The organism is Streptococcus varani, from assembly GCF_001375655.1.
In the GTDB taxonomy this organism is placed as follows: domain Bacteria; phylum Bacillota; class Bacilli; order Lactobacillales; family Streptococcaceae; genus Streptococcus; species Streptococcus varani.
Genome location: NZ_CTEN01000002.1, coordinates 266,603 through 278,476 on the forward strand (window position 1 = coordinate 266,603; position 11,874 = coordinate 278,476).

The window sequence follows — 11,874 nt, forward strand, 5'->3', positions numbered from 1 at the left end:
CCATTTTTTTCTAGAGAGCTCTTCTTGTCTTTCTACTTATCTCATCAGGTTAGACTATAATAAAATGAGATACGATTCCCTTATTTGAAACCATATCTCATTTTTATCTTATTTATTTAGAAAAAGTAAAGGTAACTTCTTTCGTATCTCCTTTTTCTGCGGCTGCAAGAAGAGCTTTTGTAGATTCTACAAATTTACTTGAAGCACTGGTAGCACCTGATACAACTTCTGCATCAGCACTTTGACTTGTAAGAATGTCTGCATTTAGCTTTTCCATTGCTTCTTTAGCAGAAACACCTGTTTTCTCTTTCATAGTCTCGTTGAGTTTTTCATCAGCAGATTTTAGTTTACCATCTTTGTCTTCATAGTCAAATTTGGATGCTGTAATCTTTCCACCTTCAATTGTGATGCTGTGTACTACTTTCCAACCCTTGTCATCAAAATCAGACTCTTTACCTGTGTAAATGCCATCTTTCCATGTAGCTGCGGTTGCTTCAACAGTTGTTTCAACAGTTGTTTCAACAGTTGTAGCTGGTGCTTCTTCCGTTGATTTTTTATCTTCAGCTTTGCCACATGCTACCAAGGCAAGTGTAGCTCCAAACAAAACAAGACCTGTAAACATTTTTTTCATTTTCATAAGAACCCTCCTTTTTTTAAAGCGTTTTCCGCTCGTAAAATATTATACTATCAATTTAGATATTTGTCCATATAAATTTTTATATTTTTATTACAGTCAGAATTTTCGTTCCATCAAATCGTGTAAAAAATCGTCCAAATCCATTGGTTTTACTAATTCCATTTTAATTAAGAACTTTTGACTTTTTTTCAAATAATTTAAAATGAGTTCCTGTGTTCGGCGATAAGCCTTAGAAGCCTCTACTTTGCTTTGTAATTCTTGAAGCTTGCTTTCAGTCCAGGATTCTTTTTCTTGTGATTTCAATAAACTTAATAAACTTGCATCTTCTCTCATGGCCAATAAAAGCGGAGCTGTATAGATACCATTCTGTACATCCTGAAGGCTGGGTTTCCCCATAGCTTCTTTTGAGACCTGATAGTCCAGGAGGTCATCCGATAACTGGAAAGCCATTCCGATAGCTTGACCAATATTAAAAGCATAACGTATATTTTTCTGATTAGCCGGCAGATTTGCTGCACCAAGTTGACAGGCAAGGGCAAATAAAAAGGCTGTCTTTCCCTTAATTTGCTTAAGATAGGATTTCATTGTCATGGAATATTCATATTGATTAAGAAGTTGTGCCAATTCACCAGCTAAAATACGCTCAATAATCCGTTCATCAAAAGGTCTGTCTTTCTCTTCTCTCAAGGCTCCCATAGCTTCCAAGCCCTTAGCCATCAAACGATTGGAATAAGCTAAAAGATAATCACCTGCGTAAATGGCGATACGATTGGAGAAACTTTTATGGATAGATGCAATTCCACGTCGACTATCTGCCTCATCAATGACATCATCATGAATAAGGGTGGCTAGATGAAGAACTTCCACTCCCGCAGCAAAGTAAAGTTTGGCTTCTTTAATCTGGCCATCCACTGCCTGAGCAAACAAGAGAGTCAATCCAGCTCTGACATACTTACCAGGAGCATCCAAATATTCATTGATCTTTTCTTTTACTTGAGGATGACTGATGCGTAAATCCTCTTTTATAATCTTTTTAACATCCGACAAGGCGGATTGAATTACTGGATAATCATTCCAAATTGGATGAACCAATCTTACTTCCTCATTTCTTATCTTACTAATTTTTATTAGCTGATTAAAAGCTTTATTTCTTTGAACAAGAATAAAAGCTAGGTTCACCCTCTATTTTACCATAAAGGATGAACCTAACTTACATTTTCAATCTTTTTTAGAAGAATTAGTTCTTCTTACGGTAGATATGTCGTGGTTTCCCATATATCCATCTGTCTAGTTTGTTTCCAATCCAAGGCATTACAAAGTAATCCAAACCAAATGCACGACCCGCACCATTCATGAGGGCGATGGCAACTGGAACGAACCACATGTTGACCCAGTAGAACATACCTGAAAGACTAAACATAGCTACAAGAGCAACTGTCAAGGCAGATACCAACCACACGAAGAGACCAGCAATCAAAGCAAGACCGATAGCAATCTCAAGGAAAGTCATCATTTTTTGCATAAAGAGGGCAACTTCTTGGTTCGGCATCATAATTTTCATGATTGCTTCAAACCAACCTGGCATATGGCCGAGGACTTGCATCGGTTCTTCTCCGTAAGTAAAGTTGAGGGAGAAGACTTGATGAACCACTTCTTGAGTCGCTTCAGAGGCACCTGAAACTGGATCTTTCAACCATTCAAATGGGAAAACAATCTCATTTCCAAGCCATGAAGTTGTACCAAACCAACCGAAAGCTTTTTTCAAGCCTTCAAAGAGCCACATCGAACCAAAGTAAACACGAAGCGGAATCATCCAAAGGTTATTCCCTTTGCTTGAGGTCATGCCACCAAAGATATTTCGTTTATTCTTAATATCAAAGAACTCATGTTTAACATAAGCGCCAACATTGTAGAAGCTACTGATAGAGAAGAAGTAAACAAGGTTAATGAGGTGCTTAACAGCCATAGCTACAAAGCCAGACATATGGAATTTATCGTTCAAGAAGGCTACGCCATATTTAGAACCGATAGAAACCATGAAGCCATCATATTTCCCTTTAAAGGCTTCTTTTTGACCGCCCGTGATGGCAGCAATAATATTATGAGCAGCAGTGTGTCCTGTTTGCTCAGCAGCCTGAACGATTTGTGGAGTTGGTTTGCCGTCTTCTTCATAATAAACCAAGTCACCAGCAACATAGACATTTTCCTTGCCTTTAGCTTCCATGTATTCGTTGGCAACCAGACGACCGGCACGCGCTTGTTCAATTTCAAAATCAGCTGTATCTGTGTTAGCTTTAACACCAGCTGTCCATACAGATGTATAGGTCGGGATTGACTTGCCAGAAGAAAGATTCAATCTATTTTCTTCAACGCTAGCTACGCCATCGCCAAGTACTAATTCAACACCTTTTTTCTCCAAGTAACGAAGGGCTTTTGTCTGCTCTTTTTCTGTTACCATGTTGAGAATAGTTGGCATTGCTTCAACAACCTTAAGTGAGAATTCATTCTCATCCAATTTGTGCTCTTTTGCCAAGATTGGAACCCAATCAATGAGCTCACCAATCATCTCGATACCTGTAAAGCCAGCACCGATAACAGTGAAAGTTAGGAGGGCCCGACGTTTTTCTTCATCATGCTCGACCATGGCACGTTTACATGCATCTAAAATATGAGCATGGAGGGCTTCTGCTGCTTCGATAGACCAGAGAGTGAATCCGTGCTCTTTAACACCTGGTGTTCCAAAGTCATTGGCTTCACCACCCATGGCCAAGAGCAAGTAGTCAAATTTGAGGGTTTGATGCTCAGCAATCACTTCTTTCTTATCGTAGTCAACTTCAAGTACCTTGTCCGTTACCAATTGAACTTTTGGATATTTCTTGAAGATACGCTGCAAATCATATTTGATGGCATCCGCTTCAATACGACCACCCGCAACTTCATGCAATTCCGTCATGTAGGTATGGAAAGAATTTTTGTCAATCAAGGTAATATTGATATCTTGATCTTTCTTAAATTTTTTGGCTAAGGTTCTAGCAGCTGATACACCAGCATAACCAGCACCAACGATAACAATTTCTTTTGTCACAATTAATCTCCTTTTTAATGTCACTAGTTACTAGTATATCTTATTGTGAAAAGAATATCAAGAATTTTTCTTCTCATTTAATAAAAATTTGCATTAATTGAGAAAAACCGCTAGTATAGAAGTCTGAATAGAAAAAACAAGCATATCAAGGACAATTCATGAACACACGCTACCAAAAGATGACTTATATTACCATGTTGGCTGCTCAGGCCATCGTAATATCCGTCATGGAACGCTGGATACCCTCACCTTTTACCTTTGCACCAGGTGCCAAGTTAGGACTAGGAAATCTCATTACCATCATTGCAATCTTTACCTTAGCGCCCAAGGATAATCTTAAGGTTATCGGACTCCGATTACTAGTATCGACCTTTCTCAGCGGTACTTTCTCAACTTTCCTCTATAGTTTCGCAGGGACCGTCATTTCTTACCTTGTTATGATTTCTGCTAAACAATTAGGGCCACAGAGGGTTAGTATTATTGGCATTTCCACCTTGGGAGGAATCTGCCACAACATCGGACAACTCATAGTCTTTTCTCTGATTGCTCGTTCATGGGGCGTTCTCAACTACCTTCCCATCCTTGCCTTTAGTGGTATCTTATCAGGATTCTTAGTGGGATTAACAGGAAACTTCCTTTTGAAAAAAATTCGTGTTCTCCACATCTATCACGAAGAAGTCTTAACCGATTGGGGGATGGAATAAGTTTGAAAACTAGAAGATAGTTATTTATCCTCTAGTTTTTATTTTTCCAACATTGAGCTCACTATACCTCACTTTAGCAATGAAAATAATCTTTGATTTGAAATCCTATTTGCAAGCCTCTGGAAATAACTATTTTTTCTGCTTATGACATTATTGTTATATTTAAAGATCTCTGCAAGATATACTAATACCCGTGGTGCTAGTTAATTTTATAGTATGCAAAAAAGCTCATTTGGTCTAAACTGTAAGTGACGAAACATACAGGAGGTAATCCAAATGAGCCACTTAAAGTATACCGCTAAATCTCATCATTTGCAATGGAGTTTACACCAATTATCACAAATTTGCCATCACTTTTATCAAAACTATTGTCCAGACTCCTTTAAACATCGGCGCAATGTTGGATTGGCCAAGATTTCAGATGTATCGCTCTTAGTTTTGCTCTTACTGCAAGCTGAGCTAGGTATCACCTCGCAAAGACATTTTTACAAAATTTGTCGCCTCTTTCCTTGTGGTAGATTACTAGAAAGAAGTCGATTTAATAGACGGTCGAGACAGTTAGTTTGGTTAGTTCAACTTGTCCGAAAAGCCATGAATGATAGGATTAATCCCGATGACATTGCTATCATAGATAGCTTCCCATTGCCACTTTGCCAACCTGTCCGCAATCAGAGAGCAAGTATTTTTAAAGGTAAGGCAGATATCGGCTACAATGCCTCTAAACATCTATGGTTTTATGGCTTTAAGGTCCATATGTTAGTAACCTTATCCGGCTACATTCTAAACTATGTTGTGACAGCTGCCTCTGTTCATGATATCAGAGCTGTTCGTGACTTGATATCAGGGTGCCAACAGTCTGTTATTCTAGCTGACTTAGGCTACTTAAGCCATGAGCTTAAAGCCAATTTGGCGCAAGAAGGGTATGTCTTATGGACGCCCTTACGTCAAAACATGGTTGGAGCTAGGCGACATAATCATTGGAAATTGATGGCGATGAGACGAACCATTGAAACACGATTTTCTGAGCTGGCCAGACTATTCGATATAGAACACACATTGGCAAGAGGGCTAACTGGATTACAGTTAAGACTGGAACAAATCGTGCTTGCCTATAATTTAAGTTATTTTAAATTTAACTAGCACCACGGGTACTAATTTATTTTATGACATCTGCTTCTTTTTTGATATACAAAATAATTTTCTGACAATTTAATAAACCTTTTACATCTGTCCAATTTTCTGATATAATCTTTAAACAGAGGTGAAAAAATGAATAACATTGCTTTTGATTCTGAAAAATACTTAAACTTGCAGCGTGATCATATTTTGGAGCGCATCAGTCAGTTTGATGGGAAGCTCTATATGGAGTTTGGTGGCAAGATGCTGGAAGATTTTCATGCAGCTCGTGTCTTACCGGGTTATGAGCCGGACAATAAAATTAAACTCCTACATGAATTGCGAGAACAAGTGGAAATCGTTATCGCTATCAATGCTAATAACATTGAACATTCTAAAGCTCGTGGCGATTTAGGCATTTCCTATGACCAAGAAGTTTTCCGTCTTATGGATAAATTCAATGATTTGGATCTCTTCGTCGGATCCGTTGTCATTACACAGTATGCTGGCCAACCTGCTGCCAATGCTTTCCGTAAGGAATTAACCAAAAAGGGGATAGAATCTTATCTCCACTATCCCATCGAGGGATACCCTACTGCTATCGACCATATCATCTCCCCTGAAGGGATGGGCAAAAATGACTACATTAAGACAAGTCGAAATTTAGTGGTTGTTACTGCACCTGGACCGGGTTCTGGAAAACTAGCTACTTGCATGTCTAACCTCTATCATGACCAAGTCAATGGGGTCACATCTGGTTATGCCAAATTTGAAACTTTCCCAGTATGGAATCTTCCCCTTCATCATCCTGTAAACCTGGCTTATGAAGCAGCTACTGCTGATTTGGATGATGTTAATATGATTGATCCTTTCCACCTAGAAGCATACGGAAAGACAACCGTCAACTACAACCGAGACATCGAGATTTTCCCTGTTCTCAAACGCATGCTGGAGCGTATCCTAGGTCAATCACCTTATGAATCGCCAACGGATATGGGAGTCAATATGGTTGGTTTTGCCATCGTAGATAACGATGCTGCGGTGGAGGCTTCTAAGCAAGAAATTATTCGCCGCTACTATCAAACTTTAGTTGAATTCAAAGCGGAGCGGGTCGGCCAATCTGCTATTAAAAAAATTGACTTCCTCATGAATGATCTGGGGATTTCCCCGTTAGATCGTCAGGTCACAGTAGCTGCTCGCCAAAAGGCAGAAAGCACAGGAGATCCTGCCTTAGCTTTAGAATTGCCCACTGGTCAAATCGTTACGGGTAAGACTTCTGAACTCTTTGGTCCATCTGCTGCCGTGATTGTCAATGCCATTAAAGCGCTGGCTGGTATTGATAAGGAAACACTCTTGATTGAACCAGAGTATGTCAAACCTATTCAAAGTTTGAAAATCAATCATCTGGGCAACCGCAATCCGCGACTTCATTCCAATGAACTTTTGATTGCTTTAGCCATCACTGCCATGAATAATCAACAAGCAGATATCGCCATGAAACAATTGGGTAATCTCAAGGGCAGCGAAGTTCATTCAACGGTGATTTTGCCTGAAGAGGATAAGAACGTCTTCCGTAAGTTGGGGATTAATGTAACTGTTGACCCCATTTACCAACACAAAAAACTCTATCATAAATAATCGTCTGTAAATCGCACAACTAGAACTTCTCATCATGATGGGAAGTTCTAGTTGTATTTTTAGCTTAATTTCCCTTGAGTATAAGATGAAGCTACTGGGGAGTTTCAGGTTGCAGAAAAAGTCCGTTTTGGATAATTTTCTGCAACCTTTTTTTCCGTGAACAAAAAAACACAAGTAGTCTACTCGTGTTTAAATATATTTTGAGGCCTCACGGATTGTCAGATTCGACAAGCCATTTCGATTTCGATTGAGAAAATCTTCAACCCATTCTGGATTCGTCTTGGAGTAATCCCTTAATATCCATCCCATGGCCTTATTGATAAAAAATTCAGATTGATCGAGATTATTGACTAGAATTTTTTCCAGCAATGCCGTTTTCATCCTATCTTTACGCAGGAGTTGATGGTCGATTGCAATGCGACGAAGCCAGAAATTATCATCTGTTGACCAGTCCAGCATGATTTGGTCAATTTCAGAACTGGGGAAGTTGATATTACCAATGGTGCGATCCAAACTATCCACCGTATCCCACCAAGATTTACTAATGACCAGTTGACGGAGATTGGGAATATCATCTACCGTTAAGAATTGCTGCAAGTCACGCAAATAATCCGTAGCAAAATACTGAAATTCTCGCTCCTCTAAATTCCAAAGTTCAGAAACAAACTCCCAGTCAATCGCTTTATCCGCCTTAGACAAGCTGATAAAATCCTTGGACAGTTGGCGCCGTTTGCTAGTTTGAATGCCTAAGAATGGAAATTGATGGCGCATATAGGCTTCCATTTGAACAGCTTGCTCAGGATTCCTTGCTTCATAAAACCCAGCTAATGTCCGGTCTTTAAGTTCCCTTGACAGCATAATAGTTCCCACTCGGAGATGCAAAATTAAAGTTCTTGAAAGGCACGTCATTGATAGCACTAGCTGTCTTCGTCTGTTCTACAACCTTAGCATGGAGTGCCTCAATATCATCCGTTTCAAAGAGGATACTTGGCTGGTTATCCATCACTTCTGGGGACACTTGACGGATGAATTCTTTAGTAAAAACTGTAATTGTCGTTGTGCTATCTGCATGTGACTTCATGTCAAAAGTCTCAAAGCCCATCATTTCTGATTCAGCCGTAATGACAAAACCAATAGCCTGCCAAAATCTCTTCTCAGCTGCAACATCCTCCACATAGAGCATGATGTTCATATTTTTTGAAAACATACTTTCTCCTTAGAAGTTCACTGATTCAGAAACAAATCCTGGAATGTCCGCATTGATTTGCCAGTTCATGCCAAATTTATCCGTAAAGTTGGCATAGGCTGGGCTCCAAGGTGTTTCTTGCAGTTCCAAACCAATATTTTCAGCATCAACTGTCAATTTTTCATAAAGTTCTTTTGCTTCTTGGGCAGAATCCAACTGTAGACAAGCCGTCATATTAGTCCCAGCTACATATGGAAAATCAGGTCCATTGTCAGAGATTTGCAGGCGAATGCCGTCAATAGAGAGACAAGCATTTAAAAGTAAATCCTTCTTTTCTTCTGGTGTATTTGGGATAGCTTGACCATAAGTTGTACAAGCCAGTACCTCTGCTTGAAATACATTCTTATAAAAGTTTACTGCTTCCAGTCCATTGTTGTCTGTTACTAAATAAAGCTCAATTGCTTTGACCATATATCAATCCTCTTTTCTTTTGATTTCTATATAGTACTATATAGTGACTCATTCGTCAATTATGACATATTATTTTCAGTTTCCTTATGCTGACCTGTTACAAACATGGTAAAAATAGCCTTTGCTACCGCTTCATCATGCTGATTGGTAATGGTTACTTCAATAATTTTAGTGGTCCGACCATCATGGACACAGACTCCTTCGATGGTCAAACAATCATCCAAGCGACCAGCCCGCATGTAATTGATACTGGATTGCATGGTAACCGCATCGTAACCAGTTGAAATGGAGGTTACTCCAGCAATCTGATCACACATGGTAAAGAGATAACCACCGTGGGCGTTTCCGTAATAATTCAGGGAGGAAGCCACCACTTTAGAGGTCACCACCACATGACCTTTTTCAAAAACTTTGGTCTCATAGTTTTCAAAGACCCTTATTTCATGCAAATACTCTTCTGACATACTCTTCTCCTTTTTTTAAACAAGTATGATTATAGCACTTTTAAGAGGTTAAAGTATGAAAAAAACACCACTCACAGAGAGTCGTGTCCATTTTGCTTATTTTTCAATGATTTCTGGTCCTTCTGGACGACCGACAATAACCTTGGAAATGAGTCCAATAAAGAGTCCGTGCTCAACCACGCCAACCGTACGGTCTAGCTCATCAGCTAGTTTTTCTGCATCTTGAATCTTTTTCAAGTCCAAATCAATAATGTAGTTGACCTGGTCAGTGACAAAGATTTCTCCATCTTTCATACGAAAACTTGGATTGTACCCTTTGGTCTGAAACTTACGGAAGAGATTTTGGGCACCATACTGCACTACTTCAACTGGTAATTTGAAGGAGCCTAAACAGTCTACAAGTTTGGACTCATCCACAATCCAAATGCAGTCTTTACTATTTGAAGCAACGACTTTTTCCATGAGGAGGGCACCGCCACCACCCTTGATCCCATTGAAGCTAGGATCCACTTCATCGGCACCATCGACCGTCACATCAACATAGTCTACTTCATCGATGGACTTAAGAGGAATACCAAGTTCCCGAGCCTGAGCAGTTGTTCCGCTAGAAGTCGTCACTCCAGTGATGTTTAAGCCTTCTTCCTGGATACGACGACCGATTTCTTGGACAAAATAATAGGCTGTTGAGCCCGTTCCTAGACCAACAATCATCCCATCTTTTACGAATTCAGCAGCCTTAATCCCAACTTGTTGCTTCAAATTTGTCATGATTTTCCCTCCACAAGATGCTAACATAGTTACAAGTTTGATTATATCAAAAATTTCATCATCTTCCCAGAAAAAGCCAAAAAAGCCTAGAAAATCTAGACTTGACCTATTTAAAATTAAAGACTTTTCCTGCTAAAAAATCAGCAATATGGGGAAATAGGATATAACACTTACTAGCCACCTGTAGAGCAAAGGGTAGATTGATTTCCCGTTTCTTAGTTCCCATGGCAGCCACTATCTTCCTAGCCACTTTATCAGGCGAAATCATGAAGGCCTTGACACTCTTCTGGTAGCTGCCATCTGGATCAGCCAATTCAAAGAAACCAGTCGCTACCGGACCTGGATTGACCGTAGTCACTCCAATATTGTAGGGCATCAGTTCCAAACGAATGGTATCAGAGAAGCCTAGGGCCGCAAACTTAGTGGCTGAATATACGGACGATTTAGCTGACGCGATTTTACCGGACATGCTGACGATGTTGATGATGTGACCTGACTTGACTTTTTTCATCTCTTTCCCAACCAAGCGACAAAGAGTCATAAGAGCAAAGAGATTAATGTCAAACATATCTCGCACTTGTTGGTCTGAGAAATTCTCAAAATCATCATAAATGGCATAGCCAGCATTGTTGACCAATACATCAATCTTGCCCAGTTCTTGATAGATCTTGGCAATCAGAGTAGCAAGCTCTTTTTCATCAGTCATATCCACTTCAAAAATAGCCTTATTAGAATGATGTACATAGAGAGCTTCCATCTTGGAAGCATTTCTTCCGAGCAAAATCAAGAAATCATCCTTAAGCAAAGGAAGCATGGCTTGAGCGATACCACCTGATGCACCAGTAATTAGGATATTTCTCATACCTCTACCTCTTCTAAATCGTTAACGAGATAGACCATTTCAAAAAGATTCGCTGCATCACGGCGTAGCTGACTGACATCTTTCGCTAGGAAGCGAGGGCTAATATGATTCAAAAGCAAGCGTTTAGCTCCGGCATCTTTGGCCACTTGAGCTGCCTCCATATTGGTAGAATGCCCGTGTTTGCGGGCCATTGCTTCGTCACCTTTTCCATAGGTCGATTCGTGAATGAGAACATCTGCATTAACTGCCAAGCGCACACTAGCGTGGCATTTTCGGGTGTCCCCTAAAATCGTCACTACCTTCCCTGGACGAGGTGGTGACAGGTAATCATCGGCAATGATTTCTGTCCCATCATCCAGGGTTACATTTTCTCCGTTTTTGATTTTTCCAAAGAGAGGTCCAAAAGGCAAACCTGCCGCCTTCAACTTGTCAGCATCCAAGCTGCCTTCCAAATCTTTTTGCATCACCCGGAAACCCACACAGAAAGTGGTATGGTCTAGTTTCTCTGCGTAGACCGTAAACTTGTCATTTTCAAAGATAGTGCCCAAGGATTTTTCATCAAACTCATAAAAATGGATGCGATAGGGCAGACGCGTTCCAGAAACCTTGAGGCTGGTCAAGACAAAAGCCTTAATCCCAACTGGCCCATATATATCAATATCCGTTTGTTCCTCGCTAGACTGAAAAGAACGACTAGAAAGAAAACCAGGCAAGCCAAAAATGTGGTCACCATGCAGATGGGTAATGAAGATTTTAGAAATCTTACGAGGGCGGATGGCCGTCTCTAAAATTTGATTTTGCGTCCCTTCTCCACAATCAAAAAGCCAGATTTCATTGAGTTCATCTAGCAACTTGAGCGCCAATGAAGAAACATTGCGGGACTTGGATGGCTGACCTGCCCCAGTCCCTAAAAATTGAATAAACATAATTCTCCTATCCTATT

Annotated in this window: 13 protein-coding genes; 3 read left to right on the forward strand and 10 right to left on the reverse strand. The window is 40.0% G+C overall.

Annotation, left to right across the window (positions count from 1 at the left end; all coding sequences use genetic code 11):
- Nucleotides 1-112 precede the first annotated feature (112 nt).
- From BN1356_RS04905 to BN1356_RS04915, 3 genes are all read right to left on the reverse strand, one after another.
- On the reverse strand, nt 113-637 hold the full coding sequence (locus BN1356_RS04905) for an FMN-binding protein (RefSeq protein WP_093650287.1): 525 nt from the start codon (nt 635-637) through the stop codon (nt 113-115).
- A 96-nt stretch (nt 638-733) separates the two neighbouring features.
- Nucleotides 734-1,729 (reverse strand): polyprenyl synthetase family protein, encoded by a 996-nt coding sequence (locus tag BN1356_RS04910; protein WP_093650288.1) that lies wholly within the window; start codon nt 1,727-1,729, stop codon nt 734-736.
- Between the two features lie 145 nt (nt 1,730-1,874).
- Nucleotides 1,875-3,722: an NAD(P)/FAD-dependent oxidoreductase gene (locus BN1356_RS04915; RefSeq protein ID WP_093650289.1), complete on the reverse strand. Its 1,848-nt coding sequence runs from the start codon at nt 3,720-3,722 to the stop codon at nt 1,875-1,877.
- 158 nt (nt 3,723-3,880) lie between these two features.
- Here BN1356_RS04915 and BN1356_RS04920 point away from each other — a divergent pair, with 158 nt between their 5' ends.
- From BN1356_RS04920 to BN1356_RS04930, 3 genes are all read left to right on the forward strand, one after another.
- A complete protein-coding gene (locus BN1356_RS04920; RefSeq protein WP_093650290.1) occupies nt 3,881-4,426 on the forward strand; it encodes a Gx transporter family protein in 546 nt (181 codons plus the stop codon).
- 276 nt (nt 4,427-4,702) lie between these two features.
- Nucleotides 4,703-5,566, forward strand: coding sequence for an IS982 family transposase (locus BN1356_RS04925; protein ID WP_093650291.1), 864 nt, complete (start codon nt 4,703-4,705; stop codon nt 5,564-5,566).
- A 129-nt stretch (nt 5,567-5,695) separates the two neighbouring features.
- Nucleotides 5,696-7,180: a DUF1846 domain-containing protein gene (locus tag BN1356_RS04930; protein WP_093650292.1), complete on the forward strand. Its 1,485-nt coding sequence runs from the start codon at nt 5,696-5,698 to the stop codon at nt 7,178-7,180.
- A gap of 189 nt (nt 7,181-7,369) precedes the next feature.
- Here the strand turns inward: BN1356_RS04930 and BN1356_RS04935 are convergent, their stop codons facing one another.
- The 7 genes from BN1356_RS04935 to rnz all read right to left on the reverse strand — a co-directional run bounded on the left by BN1356_RS04935 (nt 7,370) and on the right by rnz (nt 11,857).
- Nucleotides 7,370-8,038 carry a DNA alkylation repair protein gene (locus BN1356_RS04935; protein ID WP_093650293.1) on the reverse strand — a complete coding sequence of 223 codons (669 nt, stop codon included), beginning with the start codon at nt 8,036-8,038 and terminating at the stop codon, nt 7,370-7,372.
- Nucleotides 8,019-8,387, reverse strand: a complete 369-nt coding sequence (locus tag BN1356_RS04940; protein WP_093650294.1) for a VOC family protein — start codon at nt 8,385-8,387, stop codon at nt 8,019-8,021. The genes BN1356_RS04935 and BN1356_RS04940 overlap by 20 nt, the downstream gene beginning before the upstream one ends.
- Nucleotides 8,388-8,396: 9 nt before the next feature.
- Nucleotides 8,397-8,837 carry a VOC family protein gene (locus BN1356_RS04945; protein WP_093650295.1) on the reverse strand — a complete coding sequence of 147 codons (441 nt, stop codon included), beginning with the start codon at nt 8,835-8,837 and terminating at the stop codon, nt 8,397-8,399.
- Between the two features lie 59 nt (nt 8,838-8,896).
- Nucleotides 8,897-9,301, reverse strand: coding sequence for a PaaI family thioesterase (locus tag BN1356_RS04950; protein ID WP_093650296.1), 405 nt, complete (start codon nt 9,299-9,301; stop codon nt 8,897-8,899).
- A 96-nt stretch (nt 9,302-9,397) separates the two neighbouring features.
- Nucleotides 9,398-10,069: a ribose-5-phosphate isomerase RpiA gene (gene rpiA, locus BN1356_RS04955; RefSeq protein WP_093650297.1), complete on the reverse strand. Its 672-nt coding sequence runs from the start codon at nt 10,067-10,069 to the stop codon at nt 9,398-9,400.
- A gap of 106 nt (nt 10,070-10,175) precedes the next feature.
- On the reverse strand, nt 10,176-10,931 hold the full coding sequence (locus BN1356_RS04960; protein ID WP_093650298.1) for an SDR family NAD(P)-dependent oxidoreductase: 756 nt from the start codon (nt 10,929-10,931) through the stop codon (nt 10,176-10,178).
- Nucleotides 10,928-11,857: a ribonuclease Z gene (rnz, locus tag BN1356_RS04965; protein WP_093650299.1), complete on the reverse strand. Its 930-nt coding sequence runs from the start codon at nt 11,855-11,857 to the stop codon at nt 10,928-10,930. Before rnz ends, BN1356_RS04960 begins: the two co-directional genes overlap by 4 nt.
- Nucleotides 11,858-11,874: the final 17 nt, after the last annotated feature.

Bases quoted from the DNA above. Each gene is read 5' to 3' on its own strand.
- BN1356_RS04950 (WP_093650296.1), bottom strand. From the start codon at position 9,301: ATGTCAGAAGAGTATTTGCATGAAATAAGGGTCTTTGAAAACTATGAG.
- BN1356_RS04940 (WP_093650294.1), bottom strand. From the start codon at position 8,387: ATGTTTTCAAAAAATATGAACATCATGCTCTATGTGGAGGATGTTGCA.
- rpiA (WP_093650297.1), bottom strand. From the start codon at position 10,069: ATGACAAATTTGAAGCAACAAGTTGGGATTAAGGCTGCTGAATTCGTA.
- BN1356_RS04930 (WP_093650292.1), top strand. From the start codon at position 5,696: ATGAATAACATTGCTTTTGATTCTGAAAAATACTTAAACTTGCAGCGT.
- BN1356_RS04935 (WP_093650293.1), bottom strand. From the start codon at position 8,038: ATGCTGTCAAGGGAACTTAAAGACCGGACATTAGCTGGGTTTTATGAA.
- BN1356_RS04920 (WP_093650290.1), top strand. From the start codon at position 3,881: ATGAACACACGCTACCAAAAGATGACTTATATTACCATGTTGGCTGCT.
- BN1356_RS04905 (WP_093650287.1), bottom strand. From the start codon at position 637: ATGAAAATGAAAAAAATGTTTACAGGTCTTGTTTTGTTTGGAGCTACA.
- BN1356_RS04960 (WP_093650298.1), bottom strand. From the start codon at position 10,931: ATGAGAAATATCCTAATTACTGGTGCATCAGGTGGTATCGCTCAAGCC.
- BN1356_RS04945 (WP_093650295.1), bottom strand. From the start codon at position 8,837: ATGGTCAAAGCAATTGAGCTTTATTTAGTAACAGACAACAATGGACTG.
- BN1356_RS04925 (WP_093650291.1), top strand. From the start codon at position 4,703: ATGAGCCACTTAAAGTATACCGCTAAATCTCATCATTTGCAATGGAGT.
- rnz (WP_093650299.1), bottom strand. From the start codon at position 11,857: ATGTTTATTCAATTTTTAGGGACTGGGGCAGGTCAGCCATCCAAGTCC.